General features: G+C 69.4%; 26 protein-coding genes and 1 tRNA gene. 10 read left to right on the plus strand and 17 right to left on the minus strand.

Annotation, left to right across the window (positions count from 1 at the left end):
* Positions 1–90: 90 nt before the first annotated feature.
* From MKK82_RS14875 to MKK82_RS14885, 3 genes are all read left to right on the plus strand, one after another.
* A tRNA-Val gene (locus tag MKK82_RS14875) sits at positions 91–166 on the plus strand.
* A 71-nt stretch (positions 167–237) separates the two neighbouring features.
* Positions 238–384, plus strand: coding sequence for a hypothetical protein (locus tag MKK82_RS14880; RefSeq protein WP_238289884.1), 147 nt, complete (start codon positions 238–240; stop codon positions 382–384).
* A 450-nt stretch (positions 385–834) separates the two neighbouring features.
* Complete coding sequence (locus tag MKK82_RS14885) at positions 835–1,506, plus strand: antibiotic biosynthesis monooxygenase family protein (RefSeq protein ID WP_238289886.1); 672 nt, start codon at positions 835–837, stop codon at positions 1,504–1,506.
* Positions 1,507–1,940: 434 nt separating this feature from the next.
* Here the strand turns inward: MKK82_RS14885 and MKK82_RS14890 are convergent, their stop codons facing one another.
* Positions 1,941–2,279, minus strand: coding sequence for a hypothetical protein (locus MKK82_RS14890; protein ID WP_238289887.1), 339 nt, complete (start codon positions 2,277–2,279; stop codon positions 1,941–1,943).
* Positions 2,280–2,350: 71 nt separating this feature from the next.
* Here MKK82_RS14890 and MKK82_RS14895 point away from each other — a divergent pair, with 71 nt between their 5' ends.
* From MKK82_RS14895 to MKK82_RS14915, 5 genes are all read left to right on the plus strand, one after another.
* Positions 2,351–2,710: a DUF4031 domain-containing protein gene (locus MKK82_RS14895; RefSeq protein WP_238289888.1), complete on the plus strand. Its 360-nt coding sequence runs from the start codon at positions 2,351–2,353 to the stop codon at positions 2,708–2,710.
* 53 nt (positions 2,711–2,763) lie between these two features.
* Positions 2,764–3,189: a hypothetical protein gene (locus tag MKK82_RS14900; RefSeq protein ID WP_238289889.1), complete on the plus strand. Its 426-nt coding sequence runs from the start codon at positions 2,764–2,766 to the stop codon at positions 3,187–3,189.
* Between the two features lie 558 nt (positions 3,190–3,747).
* Positions 3,748–4,593 carry an alpha/beta hydrolase gene (locus MKK82_RS14905; RefSeq protein WP_238289890.1) on the plus strand — a complete coding sequence of 282 codons (846 nt, stop codon included), beginning with the start codon at positions 3,748–3,750 and terminating at the stop codon, positions 4,591–4,593.
* 872 nt (positions 4,594–5,465) lie between these two features.
* Positions 5,466–5,654 (plus strand): hypothetical protein, encoded by a 189-nt coding sequence (locus tag MKK82_RS14910; protein ID WP_238289891.1) that lies wholly within the window; start codon positions 5,466–5,468, stop codon positions 5,652–5,654.
* Positions 5,655–5,875: 221 nt separating this feature from the next.
* Positions 5,876–6,019, plus strand: coding sequence for a hypothetical protein (locus tag MKK82_RS14915; RefSeq protein ID WP_238289892.1), 144 nt, complete (start codon positions 5,876–5,878; stop codon positions 6,017–6,019).
* A gap of 183 nt (positions 6,020–6,202) precedes the next feature.
* Here the strand turns inward: MKK82_RS14915 and MKK82_RS14920 are convergent, their stop codons facing one another.
* Positions 6,203–7,567 carry a helix-turn-helix transcriptional regulator gene (locus tag MKK82_RS14920; protein WP_243986170.1) on the minus strand — a complete coding sequence of 455 codons (1,365 nt, stop codon included), beginning with the start codon at positions 7,565–7,567 and terminating at the stop codon, positions 6,203–6,205.
* A gap of 454 nt (positions 7,568–8,021) precedes the next feature.
* Complete coding sequence (locus tag MKK82_RS14925) at positions 8,022–8,306, minus strand: hypothetical protein (protein ID WP_238289894.1); 285 nt, start codon at positions 8,304–8,306, stop codon at positions 8,022–8,024.
* A 267-nt stretch (positions 8,307–8,573) separates the two neighbouring features.
* Between MKK82_RS14925 and MKK82_RS14930 the strand changes: the two genes are divergently transcribed.
* Positions 8,574–8,783, plus strand: coding sequence for a cold-shock protein (locus MKK82_RS14930; protein ID WP_238289896.1), 210 nt, complete (start codon positions 8,574–8,576; stop codon positions 8,781–8,783).
* 145 nt (positions 8,784–8,928) lie between these two features.
* Here the strand turns inward: MKK82_RS14930 and MKK82_RS14935 are convergent, their stop codons facing one another.
* From MKK82_RS14935 to MKK82_RS14990, 12 genes are all read right to left on the minus strand, one after another.
* Positions 8,929–9,309: a hypothetical protein gene (locus tag MKK82_RS14935; protein ID WP_238289897.1), complete on the minus strand. Its 381-nt coding sequence runs from the start codon at positions 9,307–9,309 to the stop codon at positions 8,929–8,931.
* 374 nt (positions 9,310–9,683) lie between these two features.
* A complete protein-coding gene (locus MKK82_RS14940) occupies positions 9,684–10,079 on the minus strand; it encodes a TIGR02300 family protein (RefSeq protein WP_243986172.1) in 396 nt (131 codons plus the stop codon).
* Positions 10,080–10,491: 412 nt separating this feature from the next.
* The gene (locus tag MKK82_RS14945; protein ID WP_238289899.1) at positions 10,492–11,850 is read right to left on the minus strand and encodes an MFS transporter; all 1,359 of its coding nucleotides are present in this window, start codon (positions 11,848–11,850) and stop codon (positions 10,492–10,494) included.
* 47 nt (positions 11,851–11,897) lie between these two features.
* Positions 11,898–12,818 carry an amidohydrolase family protein gene (locus tag MKK82_RS14950; RefSeq protein ID WP_238289900.1) on the minus strand — a complete coding sequence of 307 codons (921 nt, stop codon included), beginning with the start codon at positions 12,816–12,818 and terminating at the stop codon, positions 11,898–11,900.
* The gene (locus tag MKK82_RS14955; RefSeq protein ID WP_238289901.1) at positions 12,815–14,059 is read right to left on the minus strand and encodes an MFS transporter; all 1,245 of its coding nucleotides are present in this window, start codon (positions 14,057–14,059) and stop codon (positions 12,815–12,817) included. Before MKK82_RS14955 ends, MKK82_RS14950 begins: the two co-directional genes overlap by 4 nt.
* Before the next feature lie 88 nt (positions 14,060–14,147).
* Positions 14,148–14,918, minus strand: coding sequence for a GntR family transcriptional regulator (locus MKK82_RS14960; protein WP_238289902.1), 771 nt, complete (start codon positions 14,916–14,918; stop codon positions 14,148–14,150).
* Positions 14,919–15,351: 433 nt separating this feature from the next.
* Positions 15,352–17,304 carry a YgiQ family radical SAM protein gene (locus tag MKK82_RS14965; protein ID WP_373323349.1) on the minus strand — a complete coding sequence of 651 codons (1,953 nt, stop codon included), beginning with the start codon at positions 17,302–17,304 and terminating at the stop codon, positions 15,352–15,354.
* Between the two features lie 312 nt (positions 17,305–17,616).
* On the minus strand, positions 17,617–19,419 hold the full coding sequence (gene atzF, locus MKK82_RS14970) for an allophanate hydrolase (protein WP_238289904.1): 1,803 nt from the start codon (positions 19,417–19,419) through the stop codon (positions 17,617–17,619).
* 31 nt (positions 19,420–19,450) lie between these two features.
* Positions 19,451–20,365, minus strand: a complete 915-nt coding sequence (locus MKK82_RS14975; protein WP_238289906.1) for a polysaccharide deacetylase family protein — start codon at positions 20,363–20,365, stop codon at positions 19,451–19,453.
* Positions 20,365–21,147 carry an ABC transporter ATP-binding protein gene (locus tag MKK82_RS14980; RefSeq protein WP_238289907.1) on the minus strand — a complete coding sequence of 261 codons (783 nt, stop codon included), beginning with the start codon at positions 21,145–21,147 and terminating at the stop codon, positions 20,365–20,367. Before MKK82_RS14980 ends, MKK82_RS14975 begins: the two co-directional genes overlap by 1 nt.
* Positions 21,148–21,152: 5 nt before the next feature.
* On the minus strand, positions 21,153–22,016 hold the full coding sequence (locus MKK82_RS14985; RefSeq protein ID WP_238289908.1) for an ABC transporter permease: 864 nt from the start codon (positions 22,014–22,016) through the stop codon (positions 21,153–21,155).
* A complete protein-coding gene (locus MKK82_RS14990; protein ID WP_238289909.1) occupies positions 22,013–22,963 on the minus strand; it encodes an ABC transporter substrate-binding protein in 951 nt (316 codons plus the stop codon). The genes MKK82_RS14985 and MKK82_RS14990 overlap by 4 nt, the downstream gene beginning before the upstream one ends.
* Before the next feature lie 118 nt (positions 22,964–23,081).
* Between MKK82_RS14990 and MKK82_RS14995 the strand changes: the two genes are divergently transcribed.
* Entirely contained in the window at positions 23,082–23,978 is an 897-nt protein-coding gene (locus MKK82_RS14995) for a LysR family transcriptional regulator (RefSeq protein WP_243986174.1), read from the plus strand.
* Positions 23,979–24,064: 86 nt separating this feature from the next.
* Here MKK82_RS14995 and MKK82_RS15000 read toward each other — a convergent pair whose 3' ends face one another.
* A complete protein-coding gene (locus MKK82_RS15000) occupies positions 24,065–24,412 on the minus strand; it encodes a hypothetical protein (protein ID WP_238289911.1) in 348 nt (115 codons plus the stop codon).
* Between the two features lie 18 nt (positions 24,413–24,430).
* Complete coding sequence (locus MKK82_RS15005; RefSeq protein ID WP_238289912.1) at positions 24,431–25,768, minus strand: acyclic terpene utilization AtuA family protein; 1,338 nt, start codon at positions 25,766–25,768, stop codon at positions 24,431–24,433.
* Positions 25,769–25,780: the final 12 nt, after the last annotated feature.

Consider the following 25,780-nt stretch of genomic DNA (forward strand, 5'->3'; position numbering starts at 1 on the left):
CGTCGTGCGGCGCGCCGGCCGCGACGGTGGTACGGCCGTTGCCGTGGTGCCTTGCACCGGACCGGCGCCATGCCGTAACGGTTGACCGCCGGGCGGTTAGCTCAGTTGGTAGAGCGTCTCCTTTACACGGAGAGGGTCGGGGGTTCGAGTCCCTCACCGCCCACCAATTCCGGCATGGGTTTAGCCTGAACCGGCGCCGCGACACGGGTCGACGCTCCGATCATCCTCCGAGCCTGCTTGAGCGCAGGCTGCCGCATCGCCGCAAACCGCACTGTTTCCGTTCTGCGCCAGGCGGCCGGGGTCGTCGATCAGGAGGTCGACGCCGCTGTCGAGGCTGCGCTGGCCGGCCGCGCGACCGGGTCTGATTTGCTCGCCGCCCTGTGACTGGCAGGGCCGGTCACCGGATCCGCCGCCTCGAGTCTCATCGCTTCCGCTCGGGAGCGAACCCGGGGCACCGGGTCGTGGACGCCCTCTCGACGCCGGGCGCGCCGCCGCCAAGGCGGGTAGGCTGCGACCTGCCGCGGCCTGTCCGCGCTACCGGCGTCGTGCGAACGCGGCCGGGCCGCGGAGCGTGCGGCCCCGGGGCCGGACAGATCGGCGGACGTGGCGCGAGGCTGGAACGCCGGTCATTCGAGGCTGCCGCGGCCGCATCGTCGCCTCATGGACGGCGACCGACTGCAAAGGGCCGACGAAGGCCGCCTGCGGACGGATCGAATCTGCGAGCTTCGACCTGTACGAGTGATGCGCGGATATCGGGCGCTCCGCCGAGCCTCAATCGCGTGTCCGGTTCAGCCGGTCCCGGGTCGATCCAGACCGGAGCCAGGGGAGGGATCCATGTTCTCGGTCATCTTCGAGGTCCGTCCCGGCGACGGCGCTCAGGATACCTACTTGGCGCACGCGGCCGTGCTGAAGCCTGAGCTTGAGGGCATCGACGGCTTCATCGACAACGAACGCTTCTCGAGCCGGACGCGACCGGGCTGGGTGCTCTCGCACTCGACGTGGCGGGACGAGAAGTCCGTGATCCGCTGGCGCACCCATGCCGGCCATCACCTGATCCAGGGGAGGGGTCGATCCGAGGTGTTCACCGACTACCATCTCCGCGTCGGAGAGGTGACGGCGGACAGCCATCCGCCCGTCGGCCACGCGATCTCGGAGCAGCGTTTCGACGCGACCGAGATCGGCGAGGCCAAGGTCTGCACCCTCGTGGAGGTAATGCCGGCGCGAAGCGCGCTCGCCGCCGGCGACGACGACCTGTTGCTCGCGCTGGGCTTCGTCCCCCGGGCCGACGGACTGGTGGCGTGGGCGGCGTTCAATTCCCTCACCACGCCGGGGAAGATGCTGGTACTGCTATCCTGGGTGGATGCCAACGCGGTTCCCGAACCCTCGACCGGGACGGCGGGCATGCGCATCCGAGCCGTGCGGATCATCCGCGATTACGGAATGTTCGATCGGCGGGAGAGCCCGCAATATCATCCTGCTGTGAGACGTCATGTCATGGCGGGTTGAACAGCCTGGCTTTGGTACGAGCGGCGGGTATCGCGGATTCTGGACGCACGGTCGACGCTTGCCCGGACATTCCGATGGGGGCATCTGCGATCGGCCCATCGGCCGGTCCGTGGCCGACGCCGAGCTTGCCCGCGCGTGCCTGCCGTTCCGCGGCGTTGGTGGATGTTCGAGCGGAGGCTCTGTCGGATCAGTCGCTGCCGCGGGCCCGCGCGACCACGAGGCGAACCCCGTCTTCCGCGCCCGGCCTCTTCGCCGCCGTGATCCTCGTCAAGGGCGGGTGCGAGCAACATGGGATGGGGGCTCGCGGAGAGCGCGATCCAGCCGAAGACCGCAGGGAGCGAACTGCGTTCGACGGGGACGGCCAATCGGGGTGCCGAGTCATGATCCACCGCCTCCACCCCGAAGTGGATTCACCCGTCCCCCTGCGGCTCCCGTCACATCACCGGATGAGCCGGCAGCGGTATTTTGAGGTCGGAGGCTTCGTGCTGCCAAGTCGGGTGCCGTGCATCCAGCTGCACATGCTGGCCGACGTACACGGTCGCCAGAAATCCGAGCAGCAGAAGCAAAGCCAGGGTCATGGCGTCTGGATACTTGCGAGCACCATGGATGCTGACGCACCCCAGCGTGAAGACGGCCGCGAGGACCAGAGGAACCAGCATGTCGCGCGACATCGGGAATACCGTCGTCCGAGTCCAGGCCGCCCCGCGTACCGCCACGTCGCTGTGACCGGCGCGAAGCCGCCAGGAATAGACGTGCGAGACCGCCTCCAGCATCCCGAGCCATGCGGGCAGCCGATCGCCCCGGTCCCGGAACCCGCCATCGTGGGGCGGGCATGAGCTGCTACGTGGACGACGTCGAGCATCCCTTTCATGGGATGCTCATGTGCCATCTCTGGGCTGACAGCCTCGACGAGTTGCTGGAGATGGTCGACCGCATCGGCGTCGAGCGCAAGTGGATCCAGGGGCACCCGACGCTCTCCTTCGGTAAGCACCGGACCGCGAGCTGGGTCCACTTCGACATCCCGAAGGGCAAGAGAGCCCGCGCGATCGGAGCCGGCGCGATCCTGACGGATCGCTACGGGCCGTTAGAGCACTGCGCGCGACTGCAGATCGCCAGCGGTGATCCGCAGGAGGCGCGCCGGGGCGAGAGCCGCCTGGCCCTGATCGACAGGTGCCGCGAGAACGAGGCCGCCGGTGTCGCGTGACGCACGGTGATCCGGTCCTGACCGACCGCATCGACCCGCGAACGAGGAAACGCATGTTCGTCGTGTTCGACTTGGATGGCACGCTCGCCCTGACGGAGCACCGCGCGCATTTCCTCGCCCGGCCCGGTCGGAAGGACTGGGGCGGGTTCTACGCGGCCTGCGACCAGGACCAGCCCTGCCAGCCGATCATCCAGACGCTTCTCGCCCTAGATGCCGCTGGCCACAGCGTCGAGATTTGGTCCGGCCGGTCGGACGAGGTCGAGGGCAAGACCCTCGGATGGCTGGCCCGGTACGGGCTCGGAGGCATCCCGATCCGAACGCGCGCCGCGGGCGATCACCGGCCGGACACCGTGCTCAAGGCCGAATGGCTGGACGAGGGGCGCACGCCGGACCTGATCTTCGACGATCGCGCCAGCGTCGTCGCCATGTGGCGGGCCCGCGGTATCGTCGTCTGCCAAGTCGCGCCGGGTAATTTCTGATCAGCCTCGGCGAACACAGGATCGCGGTCCTGCTGCCGCGATCGCCGAAGAGCGGGCGCACCGTGCAGCAGCCGTGAACAATCTTCGCCATGTTGACGCGCGTCGCGCCTGGGAGGAGCTGCCGGAGGTTCTGTCGCGACTTGCCGTGGTGACATGCTCGACGCCTCTGCTGCCGGGGCGACCAGCAGCATCGCGTCAGGATCGGCCATGCGTCTCCGGCGCCGGATCGCCGCGAAACCGGAAGTCGGGTGGCGGGGGGGCAGTGTCGCGGAGGGTCCGGGTTCCCGCTTCGCTTGCAGTCCCGCAGAGCCGTCGCCCGCGCGTGCGGGAAGGCCTTGCGGCGCGAGACCTGCCATGATCGGCTGACGACCCATGGGGTATTCCGGCGCCTGCACACGACGCTGGGGATTATCGAGCGGGTGGTGAAGCGATGCCGCGTCCCGCCAAGGGTGCCCGGTACTACCGCAAGGCCGACGGCCGCTCGGTCCTCCGGGACACCGGCGGCATCGAGTGCAGCCGGGTCACCGCCACCCAATGAATATCTGGATGCGAACAACGATGATCTGGGATCTGGGGACCAAATTCGCACATCTGATAATTGCGGTTTGTAATCTTTTTCCATCGCTATCCTCCGAAGTGCAGCGGAACGTCGCGTATGGGCCGAGCAGATCCAATCTGGCCGACATCTACCGGCCCAAGGAGGGCGGCGAACACCCGGTCGTCGTTTTCTTCTATGGCGGCGGTTGGCGGAACGGATCCAAGGAAGGCGTTGCCTATGTCGGCGCAGCTCTAGCCCGGAAAGGCTACGTCGTCGTCGTGCCGGAGTATCGCCACTTCCCGACAGCCAAGCTGCCGGACATTCTCGCCGACACGGCCACCGCGGTGGCATGGACGATCGGGCACGCTCATGAGTTCGGCGGCGACGCTCGACGCGTCGTCGTAGCCGGGCATTCATCCGGGGCCTGGGCGGCGACCATGTTGGCTCTGTACCCGGAATGGCTCGCACAGGCCGGCTCGGAACCGGGTGCTTTGGCCGGTGTCATCGGTATTGCGGGACCATACGCCATCTCATCGATGACCGAACAGGCGGATCACGAGGTGTTTTCGGGCGCCGGCCCTGACATGGAACCGATCCACGGCTGCTCCCCTCGACAGCCCGCCCTGCTGCTGCTCACCGGCGCAGACGATACGATCGTCCTGCCGGTGAGTACGACCGCATTGTCCGACCGGATCCGCAAACTCGGGCACGAGGTCGAGACGCATATCTATGCGGGCCTCGGCCATGGTCAAATTGTCGATAAGATACTCTTTCCCTTCTCTGTGTGGTCCACAGTCTCAGGCGATATCGACCGCTTCGTGAGCCGAGCAAAGATGAATAGCCATCCGAAAGATTGTGCGGATTAATCCATCGCGCCGCGCCGTGTCAGCGTCGTGGAAGGTTCAATCGCGGTCGCGTCGCGGGCTACGTCGCGTGGCTGAACGCGAGGCGAGGACGAGGCCCCCACCCGCGCACGCCCTCGCAGGCCAGTCGCGCGGATCGCATCGGGTACGCTCCGGCTTCGTGCGCTCAACGCATCCGCCCGCCGCAGCCGGGCATCACATTCTTCGGGCGTCGGGTGCTCTGCCATCTTGTCCGTTCTCAAGGCTCAAAAGCCCGACCAAAAGCCGGACCCCTTCCATCGCCGCGGATCAGTCGGACGCAGGATCCGCTGACGGTAGCGCGGCGCTGGAGGCGCGCGTCCCAGGTTGGTTCCGCGCTGCAGCGTGACTCATCGCACTGCACGCAATCGGCGGATCCGGCATCTTCATGGCAGGCGAATTCATCGGGCCGCTCGGAGGGCCCGCCGCTTCATAAGGAGTGTTCGACATGGTCCTGAAGGGTTTCTCCTACGCGATGATCGGCGCCTTCGTGGGCGGCCTCGCGATGACGATCGCCGGCTCGGCCGGCGTTCTGATGGGCCTGTAAGGACAGCGGGCGACACGCGGCCCAGGCGCCGGGATTGACGAGAGGGGGAGCGGCGGGGGATCGGCTCCGCCGCTTTGATGGGCGGCGCACGGCCGCCCAAGGTGAGATCCGAATCCGGGACCTGTCCCGCCGGTCGCGTGAGCGCCCCTGTCCGTGGCGGTCTCGAACGACGGCGGGAAGACCCGGACGGACGCGCGCTTTGAACAGGGTCTGGCCGCTACCGCCGTGCAGGCGGCGGCGTAGCGGAGCAATCAGCGCAGGTTGAGCATCGCAGATTGTCGAATGCAGTTCGCCCGGTTACAGCCCGCCTATGTCCAATAAGCTCGACGCCCTCCTCGAACGCCTCAAGGCGCATCAGCGCACGCTCATCCTGGCAATGGCCGAGCAGGATGGATTGCCGGCCGGGAGCACCCTGCGTCAGGTGGCCGAGTTGGAGAACGTCATCGCGGCGGTGGAAGCGGTCACGGCCGAAGAAGCAGACCGGGCCAAGCGGCCGTAGCGGCTCCGCTCGACCTCGGCGCAGCGACCCCGGGGGCCCGCGCCTCTGGAACGGCCAATGGCGGGCATGACGGCCGCCGCACGGGCGCTCTTCCTGCGCGGCGGTCGTCCCACGATGCGCTCAGCGCCACCCACCCGCATGTGGCTCGGCGGTGACATGTGTCGGCGACCGCCTGTGGACAGTGCCGAGTGCCCCCGATCGGTCAAGGTTCAGGAGCGAGCGTGACACGCTTCCTCCGATCTGGACCCGTCATGTTCGCCAACCGTCGCGCGTTCGTCTGCCGCCATCGCGAGCGCTTCGCCGTGCTCCTCTCCTCCGCATTGTTCCTCGCCGGCGCGCTGCCGCTGGTTTGGGCGATCAACTGAGTCGTCGGGTGTCCCCGGCAGAGATGCGGATGGCCTGTGCTAGACTGCTCCAACCGACGAACCGAGGGAGGTTCCGATGGACACGAAGCAGTCGATAGAGCTTGCGGTCTTCGTCGTCGCAACCAGCGGGCCGGTGGCGGCCCCGATCGCGTTCTGTTCGCCGCGCTGCGCCTCCTCGGGCACTCACCCTTGGCGCAGCATGAACAGCTTGCCCAAGAGCGCTGCCAATTCGTTCTGGCGGGAGACGCCCATCTTCTCGAACACCCGTTTCAGGACGGTGCGGACCGTGTTCTCCGAGATGCCCAGGGTCTCTGCTGCCTTCCCGGGAGACACGCCGGCGCCGATCAGCGCCGCCAACCGCGCTTCCCCCAACGTCAACTGGAACACGTCACGGACCACCGCGGGGTCGAACGGCCGGCCGTGTCCCGTCTCCACGACGAGGACGATCGTGCTCGCCGTCTGAAGGGATGAAGGCCCGGGCACGACGGGCAGCGGCATGATCTGCAGCAGGAGGCTGTGCTCGCCGTTCTCCAAGACGAGGGTCCCGGGCAGCGCCCGACCTTGCTCCTGACCCGTGAAACGCGCGACAAGCCGGTCCTGAAGCGCCCGCCGCGTCTGGGCGCTGCGCGCGGTCAGGCGCCCGTCCAAAGCCATCAAGCCGCGTCCCAGCAGAGCGCCGGCCCTGGCATTGGATGTCAGGATGCGCTGGTCCGCATCGAGGATGAAGACACCGCAATCGAGGCGGTCGAGTGCGCCGGCCAGCGAGAGGTTCTCTGCCTCTGCATCCATCAGCCGGATGGAGAGGCTGAGCGCACGCTCGATGTGGCGGCTGAACGCCAGAACATGCTCCTGCTCGGCATCGGAGAAGGTGGGCTTGCCGAGGCTTCGGAGCAGCGACAGGGCGACCGCGATTTCAGGCGTCGGCGAGACGGACACGCCCACGCTCCAGCCGATGCCGTTCGGAATCAGGAAGTCTTGGTAGATCGGCAGGGTCGCCACCTCTGTCGCGGTGCAGACGGTGTGATCGGCCTGAACATCCCGCCGCCCGCTCGCGATTGCGCTCAGAACCCGCTTGGCGCGCACATCGAGGTGCTGCCAGCGACGACCATACTCCTCATTCAACGCCGACAGAGTGGGCGAGACGATCACGCCGATGCGGCCGTCGTCATGCCGATGAAGCAGAGTGGCGCCCATGGCATCGAATAAGATGGCCACTTGATGCAAGGCTTCCGGCCAGCGAAGAGGCTCGGCCGCCGCCCTGTAGACGGCATCGACAGCCTCGTTCCAAGCGAGAATATTCATCGCGTTGCTCGCAGCCGGAGCCTGTCGCCCGGATTGGATATTCCGTTTTCTTTGTTTTTCAGTTGCAGCATCGAAAGCGGACTCAGATCGCCATATGCTCATTCCGTTGGCGCGGAAGGTGTAAATAACAGCTAATAGAATGCCCCAAATGGGAGATGGCGCGTCACGCAAAAAATTGAATGCTGGAAACGATTTTCCCACAGCTGTAGCCGACTTGGCTGCCCCGGCTGGTGAGCAGGTTTCCATCGATGTTCGGCCTCAGTCTCGGCGCCCTCGCCCTCGGCGCAGCAATCGCGGCTTCCGCGTCACCATGGCCGGCTTACCAAGCTCGGCTCGAAGGTCTCAGCGGCGGGATGCTCGTTTGCGGCCTCGGTCTGCTCGGATTCGAGCTGCCGTTGTTTCGATGACCCGCGCCGCAGGCATGGTGGCTCGGCTGCCGCGCATCGCTTCATGCACCGGCATCCATCCCTTCGCGAGCGGCGCCCGTCACTCACGTCCGCGATAGGGGCCGGCTTGGGTTGAACGGCGCAGCCGGGTCATCCCGGCAACGACGTCCGGCAGTCGGTCGCGTCCCGAGGAGAAGTCATGCCGCAGGAGGCCAGCGCGCCTGCACCTCGACTGGAACACGCGCCAACCTCGCCTACACGCCGAGGATGCGGCCGCTCGTCCCGGCGTCCTGCTGCCGATCCCCCGCGAGAACTCACGCTGACGGATCGCGCGTCGGCTCGTCTTCAAGGAGGGCGATCGAGGTCGCCACGGGGCCGTCCAGCGGTCCCACGTGGGCTACGAAGCGCGCGCGCGACCAGAGTTCGACGCGGTCCCCGTCGCTCAGGTGAAAAGCACGCTCGGCCGCGTCCGCATCGGTGGCGGCCTCGATCGGGATGGTCGACCTGACGCTGCCATCCGGCGCGAACCGGTAGGCCCGGTAGGGTGTCAGCGCGCAGGAGGAGCGGCGGCCGGCCGGGAAGCTCACGACATCTGCCATTCGCGCGCCTGTCCGCTACAGTCGAGACCGCGAGCCCGAAGCTTGCGGCACTTTCTCGCCGATACCGACATCCTGCGCCTCCGTGAGCCGCAAAGATAGCCCGCCGCATGGGGCAGCCGCAGCGAACCCGGAAACTTCCGTCACGGTTCGTGCGACAGCGCGCCCGGTTCCCGCCAGACCGTGCTAAGCATGGAACGGTCGGCCAGTACGGCCGGTTCGACGCTCACGGCACGCCACCTCGGCGAGCCGACGATTAGGGTTATCGCCATGGCTACCGGTACTGTGAAGTGGTTCAACGAGACGAAGGGCTACGGATTCATCCAGCCCGACGACGGCGGCAAGGACGTGTTCGTGCACATCTCGGCGGTCGAGCGCGCTGGAATGCGCAACCTCATCGAGGGACAGAAGATCTCCTACGAGGTCGAGGCTGACCGGCGCAGCGGCAAGGAAAGCGCCGCCAATCTGACGAACGCCTGAGCCTTCCTCGGTCGGGACGGCGGCCAACGCGCGTCGTCCCGACCGGGTCAGCGGACCCTCCGTCCCGACATCCCCGCGAGCCAAGTCGAGTATCGGCTCGCGCGGGTGGACCTGAAGACCTGTACGGCATCGCCCATCGACGCTGTCACCGCGCAGGGTTCCCTCCGCCCCGGCTCACCAGGATGACGTCTCGGCCGGAGACCTTCCAAACCGGCAGCGACCCCTCGCGAGCGAACATCGCGAACGCCTCCTCCACCTCCCAGCTGTCGAAGGCCTGAGCGCCCTCCACCGCGCGACCGACGATGCAGGCCTCGTCGGGAGCCTCAGCGGTCGGTGACCGGGTCTCCAGCGAGAACATCACGCCCGATCGATCCGGCCTGAGTTCATCCGGCAGGGCTCCGATCTTGCGCCACAGGCAGTGCCACCGGGCGCACGCCTCCGGACGCTCCGGGTAGATCCCGCACGCCGTGCCGGTGTTGTGGCGGCACAGGATCCCCGCGGGCTTGTCGAGGACCGCGATCTCCAAGACCCGACAACAGATCGTACAGGAACCGCAGGCCCGGCCTTGCGCGAGTGCGGCGATGTTCTGCGGGGGTGTCACCCGGCGAGAGCCTTGCCCATGAGTTGCTTCGATGATGTGCCCCTCCGCGCTGTCAGGGTGGTGCGGCCGCCGAAGCCGGATCTGGCATGTCGCGGATGTCGCACGACGCCGCGCGCGGGGATCCGGCCATCGGCACGGGCGTCCCGATCGGGGGCGGTGCGATTTTCGACGTCGCCCTCACGGAATCGGCCGCGCGGCATCATCCGATCGGGCCCTGCCCATGGGCGAGCCGATCGGACAGCGGCCGAGACCGCGGCCGGATCGGCGCCCGGCCGCTGGAGCGATACGCTCGAGCGCGGCTACTGGTCGTCATCGTCGTCGTTGACCTCGATCAGGTCGGTGCTGTCCTCGTCGTCCTCGTCGACCACGAGGGTGTCATCCTCGCCCCCGTCGCCCTCGTCCTCGATCTCCAAGGCATCATCGCCCTCGGCCTCGCCGTCGGCCTCCTTACCGGCTTCCTCGGCCTCGACCTCATCCAGCGAAACGAGTTCCGGGCCGTCCGTCTCCTCTTCGTCGTCGGTCGGGGCCGTTTTGCGCGCCGCCACGGGGGGCGCCGCCCTGGCGAAGGACGTCGACGGGGAGATCGGGACGATCTCGCCCGAATAGGGGGAGATCACGGGGGACTTGTTGAGGTCGTAGAATTTCCTGCCCGTCGTCGGGCAGATCCGCTTCGTGCCGAGGTCCGGATGGGCCACTGCGCTTCTCCATGGGGGAACGTTCGGGGACGTTCGACGCTGGATGACCAGCGCGCCGTCCGCTTCCTCTAGCACGGGGCGGCGACAGACGAGCCTGCTGTACGTCGGGCTGGTCCGGATTCGGGTGGAGGATACGCGCCGGTGGGCGTCCCGCTGGCGGCGATGGCCCGCCGACGTGTGCCGGCGGGCAGACGCCCGCCCGCGCCACGGCGTGTCCTGCGCGAAATCCGCTTTGCGGGGCGGGCGACGGAGGCCGCGAACGACCGGGACTTGCGGCGAGCCGAAGCCGGGAGGCGGGCTCGAGCGGCCGACGCGAACGGATCGAAGATCGCCACCCACCGGATCTGGGAGAACGGCGATCCGCGGACGTCCCATGGCAGCGCGGGCGCGGCATGGGACGAGGGGTTTCCGCTCAAGCCCGGGCGATCGGCGCGGCGGCGTGAACCTTCTGCTCCGGCAACTGGTTGCGACCGATCCAGAAGACCAGGGCGCATCCGACGCCGGTGAGGACGCACAACGGAAGCAGGGCGACGGGGAAGCTCCCGGTCTGCTCCCGGAGCAGGCCGATCAGCGAGGTGATCGCGCCGGTCCCGAGATGCGCCAGCGTGTTGATGGCGGCGATGCCGGCCGCCGTCTGAGCCGGTGGCAGCGTCTCGGTGGCCAGGGCGAAGAACGGTCCCTTGATGGCGTAATTGCCGAGCAGGACCAGCGACAGCAGCACCAGCGTGGCCCAGAGCGACCCCGTCAGGAGCGTCAGGGCGAAGCTGACCGAGGTCAAGGCCAGCGGCAAGGCCGTGCTCCAGATGCGCTCGCCGCTGCGGTCGGCGCGCAGGCCCCAGAAGATCATGAACGCCGAGGCGATGCCGAACGGGATCATGTTGAGCAAACCGGTCTCCAGGTTGCTGAGCCCGAACCCCTTGAGGATCTGCGGCATCCACAGCGACAGCGTGTTGCTGGTCGCCGAACTGCCCGCGTAGATCACGGCCAGCAGCCAGACCTGCCGATTGGCGAGCACGGCCCAGACCGCCGCGAGGCCGTGCGCGTGGTGAGGAGCCGCAGCCTCCGCCGACCGGCGCTCGGCGTCCAGCCGGTTGGTCAGCCAAGCCCGCTCCTCCTGGCTGAGGAACGTCGCCCCCGCGGGCCGGCTCGGCAGGAGTGCGAGGGCCGCGAAGCCCAGGAGGATCGCCGGCACGGCCTCCAAGATCAGAAGCCACTGCCAGCCCCGCAGGGACGCCGCGCCATCGAGGGTAAGCAGGGCGGCCGAGAGCGGCGAGCCGAAGAAGCTGGAGAGCGGGATCGCCACCATGAACATCGCCACGATGCGCGCCCGGTAGGCCTTCGGGAACCAGTAGGTCAGGTAGAGGATGACGCCGGGGAAGAAGCCGGCCTCGGCGGCACCGAGCAGGAAGCGGGCGACCGCGAAGCTCACCGGCCCGGTGACGAAGGCCGAGCCGATCCCCACGAGGCCCCAGGTGATCATGATCCGGGCGATCCAGATCCGCGCGCCCACGCGTTCCATGGCTAGGTTGCTCGGTACCTCGAACAGCACGTAGGCGACGAAGAACAGGCCCCCGCCCAGGCCGAAGGCCGCGGTGGAGAGGCCGAGATCGCGGTTCATGGTCAGCGCCGCGAAGCCGACGTTCACCCGGTCGACGTAAGCGATGAAATAGCAGAGCACGAGGAACGGGATCAGGCGCAGGCCCACCTTGCGCATCGTCCGGGCCTCGAAGGCGTCCGCGGGTGCCGCGAGCGGCGTGGTCGTCTCTGCCATGGTCGTGTCCCTCCTCTGATGACGGATGGTCTGAGCCCGTGGCGGCCCTACCGGTCGAAGCGAAAGAGTTGCGTCGGCGTGTCGGCGAGGATGATCCGGCGATCGGCCGCATCCGGCACCCAGGCATCGAGGTCGCGTCGCGCCTCAGCGGGGCTGGCCTTCGTCTCGAACTGCGTGTGGGGCCAGTCGCTGCCCCAGAGAAGCCGCTGCGGACCGAAGGCCTCGCGCAGGCGCGCGGCCGCCTCCCGAGCCGTCTGCTGCCCCGCTTCGCCGCTGCCGTTGCGATACGCCCCGGACAGCTTCACCCAGACGCCCCCGCCGGCCCCAAAGCCGAGCAGTCGGCCGAAGCCGGGATCGGCGACGCCGAGGGCGGAGTCGATGCGGCCGAAATGATCCACGACCACCGGCACACCCGCCTCGACGAGCGGCGGCAGGAGGCCGCCGAGACGCCGCGCCTCGGCCTGGACTTCGATCTGCCAGCCGAGTTCCTTCGCCCGTGCCAGATGGGTCTTCCAGGCCGGGGTGCCGAAGGCGGGGTCGGGCCGGCCGATCAGGTTCAGGCGCAGACCCACGATCCCCGCCTCGGCCAAGTCGCGCATGGTCGCGGCCTCGGCCTCCGGCGCGAGGACGGCGATGCCGCGCAGCCGCTTCGGCTCCTGGCGCAGGGCCGAGACCATGTAGCTGTTGTCGGTGCCGAGGAAGCTCGGCTGGATCAGCACGCCGTTCGACAGGCCGTTGCGGTCCAGCATCGCGAGGTAGTCGGCAATGCTGGCGTCGTACTCGGGGGCGTAGCGCCGCTCACCCGCCAGGGCGAGGGAGCGGGTGAAGACGTGGGCGTGGGTGTCCACCGCCACAATGCCCGACGCGCCCGGCGTGCCCGACGTGCCAGAGGCCGCGCCGCTCGGCCGGGCCAGGGTCAGTGCGAGACCGCCCGCGAGCATGTCGCGGCAGAAGGTGCGCCGATTCATCGGGTCAACTCACGATGTGCGGGGCGCGCATCGTCGGCTCGCGCGTCCGGCAGAAGGGTGACAGCAAGGAGTACGAGCCCGTAGGCGGCCAGGGCGGACACGCCGATCGCCGGGCCGAGGCCGAGGATCTCGCTGAGCAGGCCGACACCGAGGGGAAGCACCGCCGAGGCGAAGCGTCCGGCATTGTAGCAGAAGCCCATCCCCGTCCCCCGCAGGCCGGCCGGGAAGAGTTCGCTGAACAGCGCCGCGAGGCTCGCCGGGATCCCGGCCGCACAGAAGCCGAGGGGCGCACCGAGCAGGAGCAGGACGGTGCCGTCGACGGGGACTAGCAGGTAGAGCGCCACCAGGATCATGCAGCCGATGGCAAACATCGCCACGGTCGTCCGTCGGCCGAGCCTGTCGACCAAGCTGCCGGCGACGAGGCAGCCCAGACCGAACGCCGCGATGATGATCCCGAGATAGAGGCCGGTGCCGAGCACGGAGGTGCCGCGCTCGGCGCTCAGGTAGGTGGGAAGCCACGTGAACAGGGCGTGGAAGCCGCCATGCGCGCCAAGACCCAGCAGCGCCCCGATGATCGTGACCCGGCGCATGCCCGGCGCGAAGATCGCGAGCGGAGTGGCCGGCGCCTGAGGCTCGGCTGCAGCGTGTCGACGAGCGGGTTCGGGAACGGAGCGGCGGACGTAGAGGATGAGGAGCGCGGGCGCGAGACCGCACGCGAACAGGAGGCGCCAAGCCGTCCCCTGCTCGAAGGCCGAGAACGCAGCGGTCGAGAGAAGCACGGCCGCGCCCCAGCCGATCGCCCAGCCACCCTGGACGGCACCCAGAGCCTTGCCGCGATGCCGGGGCCGGATAGCCTCGGCCATCAGCACGGCGCCGGCCGCCCACTCGGCGCCGAAACCGAGCCCCTGAAGCAGCTTCAGGCTCAGAAGCTGGGCGAAGCTCTGTGCGAAGGCCGCCAGGAAGGTCGAGACGGCGAACCAGAGCACCGTGATCTTTAGAGCGCGGACACGGCCGATCCGATCCGACAGCGCGCCGCCGATCCACCCGCCGAGCGCCGCCGCCAGCAGGGTGACGGCGCCGATCAATCCGGCATCCGAGCGGCTCAGCCCGAAGGTCGCGATCAGGGCCGGGATCGCGAGGCCGAACATCTGCACGTCGAAAGCGTCGAGCGACCACCCGCCCAGACAGGCCCAGAAGGTGCGACGTTCCGCCGGACCGATTTCACGGTACCAGCCAAACACGGGCGTTCCTCCGTCCCCTTAAGAGGACTAGTCATTTATATGAATATATGAACTTGGAACCGGTGGACCGTCAAGGGGCCTGCCGGTGTCAGCGGATGTCGACGTGATATCGGAAGCCCGCGGCCGCGCCGCGGGTCAGGCGCCACTCGATCGGGCGGCTGTCGAAGCCGAAGGCGAGGCGCTCGATGAGCACCACGGGGGCGCCCTGCGCGAGGCCGAGGTTCTCGCCGTCGGCCTCGTTCGCGGAGCCCACCGTCAAGGTTTCCTCCGCACGGGCGACGATCTCTCCGCAGAGGCGCTCGTAGGCGGGGTAGAGCAGGTCGCCGATCTCCGGCAGCGGCGCATTCAGCAAGGGGGCGAACCGCAGGGCCGGCAGCCAGATCTCTTCCGACAGGATCGGGCGGCCCTCGACGAGCCGGGTCCGCAGCAGGCAGATCGCCTGGGCGCCGGTCTCGAGACCCAGCGCGGTACGGACGGCCTCGGACGCCCGACAGGCTTTCCGAGCCCGGATACGACCCTCCGGGACAGCTTGCGCACCCTCTGCATCAAGATGTCGGAAGAAGCGGAACAGGGACCGGTCGAAGCGCGGACGCCGGACGAAGGTGCCACGACCCTGCTGTCGTTCCACCAGACCATCCGCGACGAGGGCATCGATCGCCTTCCGCACCGTGCCGATGGCGACTCCGTGCGAGGCCGCCAATTCGGCCTCGGTCGGGATCGGCTCGCCGGAGCGCCAGACGTTGCGCGCGATTCTGTAGGCGATCTCGTCGCGGAGGCGCTGGTAGAGCGGCAGGCGCAGGTCGGTCTGGGGCAGGGCGGTCTGGGGCGAGTCTGTCTTGGGCGAGTCTGTCTTGGGCATGGCGGTCCCGGTCATGTGTATGACTGTATGACCATGCGGACCGTCTGCCAATGCGAGGCTTGTCGGAATCCGGGGCAGGTTTCGGAAGCTGGCTATGGGGCTTCTGTAGCCGCGCCTGCGCTTCCACCAGACGGTCCTCAGCCGCCCAGAGTGGCGATCCGGCATTCGTCCGGCATTGGAGACGGGCCACACCGCTCCGTTAGGTCGTCGATGCACGACCCGGTCGGATCCGACCCAGGGTGACCTGACGGTTCAGCCTCGGGCGATGTGCGGTCGCGGGGAGGAGCGCCGTCGATGGCCGGAGTGGATCGGCCCGAGCGCGTCCGTCGGTCTTCGAATTGGACCAGACCCTGCGGGCGACGACCAGCCGCCGCGCGTCTGAACCGCGCGGGGAAACGCGTCGGAACGCAAGTTCGGCTCGCGCGCGAGACCGTCACTTCCGCAGGGGCACGCCCTTCGTGGTGAAACGCGGCGCGCCCGGATGGCGCATGGGTCGCGGCTGGCCTCCCGCCTTGCCCGCGCCGGAGCCCACGCCCGGCGGCTGTGAGAGCGGGATGAGCTGGTCCGGCCTCGGCCCGATGAGATCCGCGCGGCCCATCGCCCGCAGCGCTTCGCGCAACAGGGGCCAGTTCTCGGGATCGTGGTAGCGCAGGAACGCCTTGTGCAGCCGGCGCTGCCGCATCCCCTTGATGGCGTCGACCGGCTCGCTACCGCCGCGCCGCACGCCCTGCAACGGATTGATCTCGGTGTGGTACATGGTCGTGGCGGTCGCCATGGGCGAGGGCAGGAACGTCTGGACCTGATCGGCGCGATAGTCGTTCTTCTTGAGCCAGAGCGCGAGGTTCATCATGTCCTCGTCGTTCGTGCCCGGATGCGCCGCGATGAAATACGGGATCAGGTAGTACTTCTTGCCGGCCTGCTTGGCGGCGGCGTCGAACATCTCCTTGAAGCGGTCGTACGTGCCGATCCCCGGCTTCATCATCAGGTCGAGGGGGCCGCGCTCGGTGTGCTCGGGCGCGATCTTGAGACGGCCACCGACGTGATGGGTCACGAGCTCCTTGACGTATTCGGGGCTCCGGACCGCGAGGTCGTAGCGCACGCCGGAGGCGACCATCACCTTCTTGACGCCCTTCACCTCCCGGACCTTGCGATAGAGCCGGATCAGGTCGTCGTGCGAGGTGTTCAGGTTCGGGCAGATGTCCGGGAAGACGCAGGACGGAAGCCGGCACGCGGCCTCGATCTTCGGGTCCTTGCAGGCCATCCGGTACATGTTCGCCGTCGGCCCGCCGACATCCGAGATCACGCCCGTGAAGCCCGGCGTCTTGTCGCGGATCTTCTCGATCTCGCGCAGGATCGAGCCTTCCGAGCGGTTCTGGATGACGCGGCCCTCGTGCTCGGTGATGGAGCAGAAGGTGCAGCCGCCGAAGCAGCCGCGCATGATGGTCACCGAGAACTTGATCATGTCCCACGCGGGGATCTTCGCGTCGCCGTAGGAGGGATGGGGGGCGCGGGCGTAGGGCAGATCGTAGACCGCATCCATCTCCTCGCTGGAGAGCGGGATTGGCGGCGGGTTCAGCCACAGGTCGCGGTCGCCGTGGCGCTGGACGAGGGGGCGTGCGTTGCCGGGGTTGGCCTCCCGGTGGAGCACCCGCGAGGCGCGCGCATAGGCCTCCTTGTCGTCCTTGACCTGCTCGTAGGCGGGGAGCCGGATCACGGTCTCGCCGGGGCGACGGGCGGCGGCCTCGTCGGTCGAATCGAGATCGTCGGCGGGCAGCTCCGTGTAATGCTCGGGCACGCGGCGGAACAGGGCGACGCCCCGGACGGAGTGGAGTTCGTGCGGCGCCTCGCCGGCCGCGAGACGGTTCGCCACCTCGACGACGGCGCGCTCGGCATTGCCGTAGATGAGCAGATCGGCCTTCGCGTCCGCCAGGATTGAGCGGCGCACCTTGTCGGACCAGTAATCATAGTGGGCGATGCGGCGGAGCGAGGCCTCGATGCCGCCCAGGATGATTGGCACGTCCTTGTAGGCCTCGCGGCAGCGCTGCGTGTAGACGATGGTCGAGCGGTCCGGGCGCCGGCCGCCTTCTCCGCCCGCCGTGTAGGCGTCGTCATGACGGAGGCGACGGTCCGCCGTGTAGCGGTTCACCATCGAATCGAGATTGCCGCCGGTGACGCCGAAGAACAGCGTCGGCCTGCCCAACGCCTTGAACGGCTCCGCGGATTGCCAGTCGGGCTGCGCGATGATGCCGACCCGGAACCCCTGGGCCTCGAGCAGCCGGCCGATGATGGCCATGCCGAAGCTGGGATGATCCACGTAGGCGTCGCCCGTCACCAGCACGATGTCGCAGGCGTCCCATCCGAGCGCCGCCATCTCGGCGCGGCTCATCGGCAGGAACGGCGCCGCCTTTCCGGGGGGCAGCGCCTTGGTGGCGAGGGCGGCCAAGACGTGTTTGGCGGGAGCTTGGAGTTCCATGGCGCCACTGCATAGGCCACCGCGGCGCCGAGCTCAACGAACGGCAAGGCGCGCCTGTGTCGCTCTCGGAGCGAAGCGGCCGGTCCGTGCTTGCGCCTGAGGGGCCGCACGTCGCCGAGCGCATCGAGGACGCGGTGTGCCGGGCGGACGGGATCTCGGGGCCGGCTAGGCGATCCGCGTAGCCGGTCCCTCAGGTGCAGAAGGCCCTCGCGAGCGACGGGCCCGCTAGGCCGCGGCACGACCGGCCATGTAGCCGCGCCAGCCACCGAACTGCGTGATGTCGACCGCGCCCGCGACGCCGGCCGCCTCGACCAGGAAGCCCTTCGGCGCTGTCCCGTCGGCGAGCCGCAGAGTGCCGATGCCGAGCGGTGCCGGGATGCCGGCCACGAAGGTGCCGAAGGCGGCGGGCGGCAGCGCCCACACCTCCGTCTCGATGGCACCGCCGCCGCTGGCGACCCGGAGCAGCCCCGGGCGCTGGGGCGGCTCGCCCGGGAGCGCGTAGAGGCGATAGTCCGGCCGGGTCGTCACCGTCCGCAGGTACCGCGCGCCGCGCTCGGCCAGTTCGCGGTTCAGGGGCAGACCCGACAGATGCGCGCCGACGACCGCCAACTCGATCTCCCCCGGCAGGGCCCGGGCCGGGCCGGGCTCGACCCCCGGCACGGGCATCGTGCCGGTGCCGATCCGGCCGCCGGCCGCAGCATGCAGCCGCGCCCCCAGCGCCGCCAGCAGCCCGTCGGACCCGCGGGGGGCGAGAAGGGTGATTCCTGCGGGAAGGCCGTCGGTGCGGGGACGCCCCGGGACCGCGAGGGCGCACCAGTCGAGCAGGTTGACGAAGTTGGTGTAGGTGCCGAGCTCGCTGTTCGGCCCGATGGGATCGGCCTCCAGCGCGGCGCGGGTCTGCGGACGCGGGTAGGTCGGCACGGCGAGCACGTCGACACGGTCCCAGACCGCATCCGCGGAGCGCCGCAGCTCCGCCAAGCTGTAGAGGCCCACGAAGGCGTCCGCGGCGCTGAAGCGATCGGCTGCTCCGATCACCGCCCGCGTGGTCGGATGCAGGATCCCGGGGCGCGTCTCCAAGACCGGGCGGATCGCCGCGTAGCGCTCGGCGACCCAGGGCCCGTCGTAGAGTAGCGCCGCGACGGCGAACATCGGCGCGAAATCGATCGCCGCCGCCGCGCCCGCCAGCACTTCGAGATCGGCCCGGGTCGCCGCGAACGCCGCTTCCGAGAGCGCGTCGCCTTCGAACCGGAGACCGGCGGCATCCGGCACGCCCAATCGCAGGCCGGGGGGAAGACCGGCGGGCGTTGCGGCTACGGGCAGTCCCCGCGACCAGGGATCGGCCCCGTCCGGACCGAGCATCACGCGGAAGGCTGCGTCGGCGTCGGCGACCGTGCCGGCGAAGACCGAGAGCGTGTCGAGGGTGCGGCAGGCCGGCAGCATGCCGCGACTGGAGACCGATCCGAGCGACGGCTTCAGACCCACGACGTTGTTGAGCGCCGCCGGTACCCGCCCCGAACCCGCCGTGTCGGTCCCCAGGGCGAAGGCGACGATCCCATGGGCGACTGCGACCGCCGAGCCGCTGCTGGAGCCTCCCGGCACGTAGCGTGGATCGATGGCGTTGCGCGGAGCCGGGTAGGGCGTGCGCAGGCCGACGAGCCCGGTGGCGAACTGGTCGAGGTTGGTCTTGCCGATCAGGATCGCCCCGGCCGCGCGCAGGCGCGTCACCGCGGTCGCGGTCTCTTCCGGTGTGTAGGCGAAGTCCGGGCAAGCGGCCGTGGTCGGCAGGCCGGCCACGTCGATGTTGTCCTTGACCGCGAAGGGCACGCCCCAGAGCGGCATGGCTTGGGGATCGAAGCGCGGCAGCGCGGCCGCGTCCGCCTGGGCCTCGGCCTCCGGCACGAGAGCGAGGAAGATGCCGGGATCGTCCACCGCGGCGAGCCGCCGGTAGGCCTCGGCCACGACGGCGCGCGGGTCGAGGCCCGCCGCGTAGGCCGCGTGCAGGAGCGGTATCGTCGGGAAGGGGGGCACGGCAGCTCCTCGTCTCAGGCCCGCTCGAAGGTCAGCTCTGGTCGCCGGTGGCGCGATACCAGTCGAGGATCTCAGCCCCCTGCATGAAGGCCACGTCGCGACGCCCCAGGAGGGCATCGAGCAGCCGCTCCAGCAGGCCGATCCGGTGCGGGACGCCGGTGATGTACGGATGGATCGCGAAGCCCATCACCTTGGCACCGGCGAGGGGGCCGGAACCCGCGGCCTCCGCGGCGAGGCGATCGAGGTTGGCGAGCGCCCGGTCCACGAACTCGTCGGCCCTGTGGTGCTGGATGGCGAGGAGCGGGATGTCGTTCAGCTCGACCGAGTAAGGCAGCGCGACGAGGGACCCGGTGCGCGTCGCCACCCGGCAGGGACGGTCGTCGACCACGAAGTCGCCGACATACTCGATGCCGGCCTCGTGGAGGTGATCAGGCGTGTCGAGGGTCTCGGTCAGGCCCGGACCGAGCCAGCCGCGCGGCGGATGCCCCGTGGCCTCGGTGATCGTCGCGACCGTGCGGGCGATCATCCCGGGCTGGTCCGTGACCCGGTGGGTCGGGACTTGGTGGAAGCCGTGGGCCATGAACTCCCAGCCCGCCGCATGGGCGGCCTCGGCGATCCGGGGGTAGGCCGTGCAGACCGAGCCGTTGATCGACAGGGTCGGGCGGATGCCGCGGCTCGTGAACGCCTCGAGGAACCGCCAGAAGCCGACCCGCATGCCGTACTCGTGCCAGGCCCAGTTCGGGATGTCCGGCAGCAGGCTCGCGGCGGTCGGCGGCACCAGGATCTGGCGGGGCATCGGGTGGTCGATCAGCCAGTGCTCGACATTGACCACGGGCCAGACGGCGACGTGCTTGCCGCCGGGCAGGGTCAGGCGCGGCCGGTCGATGGCGGCGTGGTAGGCCAGGCGGTTCTCGGGCCGGCGGGGATCGTCGAAGGCGCTGTCCATCAGGCGGCAGCCCGCGGGGCGTGGTGGCTGTGGAGCTGGGCCGCCAGCATCCGGCGCAGGTCGTTGAAGGCCGGGCTCGACACGTCGCGCCGCCGCTTCAGGTCCACGTCGTGCACCGCCTCGATCCGCCCGGGCCCCGGCGACATCATCACGATGCGGTCGGCCAAGAAGATCGCCTCCTCGATGGCGTGGGTGACGAACAGGATCGTCAGGCTTGTGCGCGACCAGAGGTCGAGCAGCTCGTCCTGCAGGCGCTCGCGGGTCATCGCGTCGAGCGCCCCGAAGGGCTCGTCCATCAGCACCACCTCGGCCTCGTTGGCGAGCACGCGGGCGATGGCGACCCGCTGCTTCATCCCGCCAGAGAGCTGGTGCGGGTAGGCGTCGGCGAAGGCCTGGAGACCGACCAGGGCGATGTAGCGCTCGGCGACCTCGCGCACCTCGGCGGCGGGCCGCCCGCGCGCCTTCGGACCGAAGCCGATGTTGTCGCGCACGGTCAGCCACGGGAACAGGCCGTAATCTTGGAAGACCATGCCGCGACTCGGCCCCGGCCCGGCGATGGGCTTGCCCCACATCAGGGCCTCGCCGGAACTCGGCGCCTCGAAGCCGGCGGCGACCCGCAGCAGCGTCGACTTCCCGCAGCCCGAAGCGCCGAGCAGGCAGACGAACTCGCCGCGGGAGACCGTGAGGTCGGCCTCGCGCAGGGCCTCGGTCCGGCGCCCGCCCGCCGCGTAGGTCTTCGAGACCGCGCGCATGTCGAGGATCGGGATCGTGGGATCAGCCATCGGTCTCACCCATGGTTGGGGCTCCAGGCGAGCAGGCGGCGGCCGAGCTGCATGACCAGCCAGTCCGAGACGAACCCCGCGACCCCGATCACCGCCATGCCGCAGATCACGATCTCGGTGCGCGAGAGCTGGCGTGCTTCCATGATGATCGCGCCGAGGCCGGTCTGGACGCCGGTCATCTCGCCGACCACGATCACCACCCAGGCGAAGCCCAGGCCCAGCCGCAGGCCGGTGAAGATCGACGGCAGGGCCGCCGGCAGCACCACGCGGACGAACTGCGCCGGGCCGGTGCAGCCCAGCATCGCGGCCGCCTCGAACAGGCGCGGCTCCACCGAGCGGACTCCGAACACGGTGTTGACCAGGATCGGGTAGAACGCCCCGAGAAACACCAGGAAGAAGGCTGAGCGCGGCCCAAGGCCGAACAGGATCATCGCCAGCGGCAGCCACGCGGTGACCGGGACAGGTCGCAGGACCTGCAGCACGGGATCGAAGAGCGCGCGGATCACCGGGACGCGGCCGATCAGCAGTCCGAGCGGCAGGGCGGCGGCGGCCGCCAGGGCGAAGCCGCCGTAGACGCGCCCGAGAGAGGCCGCGAGATGGGTCCACAGGGTGCCGCTGAACGCGTCGTCGTTGACGCCGCCGACCGCGAGGTCCTGCAGTTCGGCCCAGACCTCCGCGGGCGGCGGGATCAGGCTGTAGGGCCGGCCCGCGGTGGTGAACTGCCAGACCGCGGCGAGCGCGGCCGGCACGACGCAGGCCAGAGCCAGCCGACGCAGATGGGCGAGCCCGGGCCGGGTCCGGTCGGCCCGGTAGCCGGTGGCCGGCGTCGCCGTCACCGGCAGGGCGCCGGCCTCGATCCCGGTGCTCACGCCCGTCCCATCGCGTCGACGAAACGGGTGTCGATGAAGCCGGGCTCCGGCAGGCGCTTGATCTGCTTCAGCGCGAGCATGTGCTGGGCGTAGGCGCCGGCCTGCCGGACCTCGTCGGGTCCCAGCCGCCAGGTCAGCTCGACGTTCGGGGCGGAGAGTTCCAGCGCCTCGCGCTTCTGCCCGAGCTTGGCGACCGCCATGGCGATCACCGCGTCGCGATCGCCGGCTGCGAAATCCGTGGCCTTCCGGTGGATCTCCAGCATGGTCCGCACGAGGTCGGACCGCTCGGTCAGCGTGTCGCGATGGGCGCCGAACACCATGTTCAGCGCGCCCATCTCGGTGCCGTAGGGGTACTCGACGAGCTGGCCGATGCCGGAGGCGAGGCTCACGCCCGGGCCGGGCTCGGCGCCGACATAGGCGTCGACGTCGCCGCGAGCCAGCGCGATGTGCATCTCCGAGAAGGAGATCCGCACGGGCGTGATGTCCTTCACGGAGAGACCCTCCATGCGCATGCGCTCCAGGACGAAAACCTCCTGCGTGCTGCCGGGCCAGATCGCGACCCGCTTGCCCCGCAGATCCTTGATGGCGTGGATCTCGGAATCCTTCTTGGCGATCACCGCCATGCCGCGGTTGCAGGTCGAGGCGATCACCACGACCGGCTCCCCGGCGGCGGCGCCCAGCGTCGCCGCGGCGATGCCGAAGGTGCCGAAATCGACCGACTTGGTGACGACGGCGTTCTTGCACTCGGTCGGGCTCTCGAAGGGCACGACCTCGACCCGCACGCCCGCGGGGGTGAAGCGCTCGTAGAAGCTCGGCGCGATCGAGTGGATCAGCTTGAGCGATCCCATCCGGATCGTGACGGGGGTGCCCTGCGCGCGGGCGCGGGACAAGGGTCCGAGGGCGAGGCCGGCTCCCAGGCCGGCCAGAAGAGTACGGCGGCGGATCATCGAACGGCTCCTGCAGAGTCCCGATATCCGCGACGCTAAGCGGGAGGGCTGTTGCGAGGAAGTGCTATTTCCTGACCGTTCCGTTGCCTTCAGCGCAACAGCACGGCAGGATGTCGGTGTGAAGCACCTGCGCACCGTCACCTACGTGTCCGAGATCGCCCGGGCCGGTTCGATCCGACGGGCGGCGGAACGGCTGAACCTGACCCCGTCGGCTCTGACGCGGCAGATCCAGGACCTCGAATACGAGCTCGGCACGCCAATCTTCGAACGCCTGCCCCAGGGGATGCGGCTCAACGCAGCCGGCGAGCTCTTCGCCAGGCACATCCGCGACCAGGCGGCGGATCTCGAGCGGGTCCGGTCGCAGATCGCCGACCTGTCGGGCGTGCGCCGGGGTCACGTGTCGCTCGCCTGCAGCCAAGCCTTCGTCACGCAGGTGGTGCCCGCGGAGGTCGAGGCTTACCGCGCCCGCTTTCCCCAGGTCGGCTTCACGGTACAGGTCCGCGACCACGCGCAGGCTGTGACCGCCTTGGCGGCGTTCGAGGCGGATCTCGCCCTGATCCTGCAGCCGCCGCCCTCGGCGGAACTCCATCCGCTCTTTTCCGGACACCAGATCCTCTGCGCTCTGATGCGCAAGGGACATGCGCTGGCGTCAGAGACGGGGCCGGTACGGCTGCGCGAATGCCTCGCCCACGCCCTCGCACTACCCGACCACTCGCTGGCCATCCGCCATCACATCGAGCAGGCGCTCGCCCGTCGCGGCGTCGAGCTTCGGCCGGCCGTCGAGTCGGGATCGCTCGAATTTCTGCGCAATCTCACGCTGCGCGAGGATGTTGTCAGCCTCCAGATCCCGAGTGGCATCCCCCAGGATCAGAGGCTGCACAGCCGGCCGATCGACATCCGCGACCTGACGCCGATGACGCTGGTTCTCGCGCAATTCCGCGGGCGATCACTCTCCGTCGCCGCGGCGAAATTTGCTGATCAGCTCGTCGTTCGGCTCAACCGCGAAGCGGCCTGACGCGGCGTCCGGCTGGATGGCCCCGGCAGTGATCGGTACATCGATCCCCGCCTTCTAAGGGAGCGGCGACCACGATGGTGGGAGATTCACGCCGACGAATGGCCGGTCTGCGCGAAGTCCGACGGGGTCCGGTCCGGAACATCCAGGTCGAGCAGGGCCGAGCCGAGCCCCTTGCCGTGCGCGTCGAGCGCCAGCGAGCGGGTCACGCCCCCGCCGAGGGCGCCCGTCATCACGAAGTTCAGCGCCCCGATCTTGGGCAGCGCGTAGCGGATGACCTCGCCGGTGACGATCCCGCGGAAGTGCTCCCTCACCCGCTCGGGCGTCACATGCGCCGCGAGGTGGTCGTAATCCGCGCGGTCGTAGGCGATCAGCGCGATGTTCGATGTGTTGCCCTTGTCCCCCGTGCGGGTATGGGCGAGCGCACGCAGCTTCATCCTTGGATCCCCCGGCCCTCAGGCCTCGACGAACTGCACACGCGGCCGGGCGAGCGCGGCCGGAACGAGGACCGATTGCACGGCCACGACCTCGCGGGCCGATTTCCAGGCGCCGCCGCCGCCGGCCGGCCCGTTGGTGTAGAGCGTCTCGACCTCGTTGCCGATCCGCACCGCCTCGGCGAGGGTCTCGGTCCGACCGGCCACGCGGAGCCTGACCTCGTAGGGTTCCGGCCCGCGCGACAGCGCCTCCCCATGCAGCGCATCGACGCCGATCAGGTCGCAGCGCAACTCGCTCGTCGCCACGGCGGTGAGCGCCAGGCGCTCGCGCACCACCTCCAGGGCGAGGCGACCGCGGGCGAGAGCGCCGGGTCCGGCGTAAGAGATCTGCCCCTCGCCGATGTAGGAGTCCACGTACCCGACCGAGACCTTCAGGAGGCCGGTCGCCGCCGAGCCCGTCGCCCCGGTCGCCCGCACGCGATCCGGACCGACTTGCTCCATTTCGACCTCGGAGAAGTCGCCGACGACGTCCGGCTGAAGATAGCGGGCCGGGTCATGCACCTCGTAGAGCATCTGCTCCTTGCAGGTGGCGAGGCTGACGTGGCCGCCCGAACCCGCGACCTTCGTGATCTCGACCGTACCGTCCTCAGCCACGATGCCGATCGGGAAGCCGAGGCGGGCGAGACCCGGAACGTCCTTGCAGCCCGGATCGGCGAAATAGCCGCCGGTGATCTGGCCGGCGCATTCGAGCAGGTGGCCCGCGAGGGTGCCGCGGCCGAGCCGCTCCCAATCGTCCATCGGCCAGCCGAACGCGTGGATCAAGGGCGCGAGGAACAGGGCCGGATCGCCGACGCGGCCGGTGATGACGACGTCGGCCCCCTCCGCGAGCGCGGCGACGATCGGAGCGGCGCCGAGATAGGCGTTGGCTGAGACGATGCGGTTGCCGAGGCTGGTCACCGGCGCGCCGCTCTCCTCCAACGTGAAGTCCCCGGCCCGAACCGCGTCGAGGAGGTCGTCGCCGGTGACCGCGGCGATCCGCAACCCCGTGAGACCCAGCTCCCGCGCCAGCGCCCGTGTCCTCTGCGCTGCGGCGACCGGGTTGGCCGCGCCCATGTTGGTAACGATGCGGATGCCGCGCCGTCGGCACGGTGCGAGCACCGCCCGCATGCGCGCCTCGAGAAGCGGGTCGTAGCCGCCCTCGGGATCCCGAAGCTTCGCCTGCTGCGCCAAGGCGATGGTGCGCTCGGCGAGGCACTCGAAGACGAGGTAGTCGATCGTACCCCTCTCGGCGAGTTCGATGGCGGGCTCGATACGGTCGCCGGCATAGCCCGCGCCGGCCCCCAGGCTGACGGTTCTCATGGATCGATCTCC

Source organism: Methylobacterium sp. E-046, from assembly GCF_022829625.1.
Classification (GTDB): Bacteria; Pseudomonadota; Alphaproteobacteria; order Rhizobiales; family Beijerinckiaceae; genus Methylobacterium; species Methylobacterium longum.

What these genes read in the sequence shown, in the direction of transcription:
- MKK82_RS14885 (WP_238289886.1), top strand. Translation starts at nt 835, where the DNA reads ATGTTCTCGGTCATCTTCGAGGTCCGTCCCGGCGACGGCGCTCAGGAT.
- MKK82_RS14890 (WP_238289887.1), bottom strand. Translation starts at nt 2,279, where the DNA reads ATGCTGGAGGCGGTCTCGCACGTCTATTCCTGGCGGCTTCGCGCCGGT.
- MKK82_RS14900 (WP_238289889.1), top strand. Translation starts at nt 2,764, where the DNA reads ATGTTCGTCGTGTTCGACTTGGATGGCACGCTCGCCCTGACGGAGCAC.
- MKK82_RS14905 (WP_238289890.1), top strand. Translation starts at nt 3,748, where the DNA reads ATGATCTGGGATCTGGGGACCAAATTCGCACATCTGATAATTGCGGTT.
- MKK82_RS14910 (WP_238289891.1), top strand. Translation starts at nt 5,466, where the DNA reads ATGTCCAATAAGCTCGACGCCCTCCTCGAACGCCTCAAGGCGCATCAG.
- MKK82_RS14920 (WP_243986170.1), bottom strand. Translation starts at nt 7,567, where the DNA reads ATGGAAACCTGCTCACCAGCCGGGGCAGCCAAGTCGGCTACAGCTGTG.
- MKK82_RS14925 (WP_238289894.1), bottom strand. Translation starts at nt 8,306, where the DNA reads ATGGCAGATGTCGTGAGCTTCCCGGCCGGCCGCCGCTCCTCCTGCGCG.
- MKK82_RS14930 (WP_238289896.1), top strand. Translation starts at nt 8,574, where the DNA reads ATGGCTACCGGTACTGTGAAGTGGTTCAACGAGACGAAGGGCTACGGA.
- MKK82_RS14945 (WP_238289899.1), bottom strand. Translation starts at nt 11,850, where the DNA reads ATGGCAGAGACGACCACGCCGCTCGCGGCACCCGCGGACGCCTTCGAG.
- MKK82_RS14950 (WP_238289900.1), bottom strand. Translation starts at nt 12,818, where the DNA reads ATGAATCGGCGCACCTTCTGCCGCGACATGCTCGCGGGCGGTCTCGCA.
- MKK82_RS14960 (WP_238289902.1), bottom strand. Translation starts at nt 14,918, where the DNA reads ATGCCCAAGACAGACTCGCCCAAGACAGACTCGCCCCAGACCGCCCTG.
- MKK82_RS14965 (WP_373323349.1), bottom strand. Translation starts at nt 17,304, where the DNA reads ATGAGCCGCGCCGAGATGGCGGCGCTCGGATGGGACGCCTGCGACATC.
- MKK82_RS14975 (WP_238289906.1), bottom strand. Translation starts at nt 20,365, where the DNA reads ATGGACAGCGCCTTCGACGATCCCCGCCGGCCCGAGAACCGCCTGGCC.
- MKK82_RS14980 (WP_238289907.1), bottom strand. Translation starts at nt 21,147, where the DNA reads ATGGCTGATCCCACGATCCCGATCCTCGACATGCGCGCGGTCTCGAAG.
- MKK82_RS14990 (WP_238289909.1), bottom strand. Translation starts at nt 22,963, where the DNA reads ATGATCCGCCGCCGTACTCTTCTGGCCGGCCTGGGAGCCGGCCTCGCC.
- MKK82_RS15000 (WP_238289911.1), bottom strand. Translation starts at nt 24,412, where the DNA reads ATGAAGCTGCGTGCGCTCGCCCATACCCGCACGGGGGACAAGGGCAAC.
- MKK82_RS15005 (WP_238289912.1), bottom strand. Translation starts at nt 25,768, where the DNA reads ATGAGAACCGTCAGCCTGGGGGCCGGCGCGGGCTATGCCGGCGACCGT.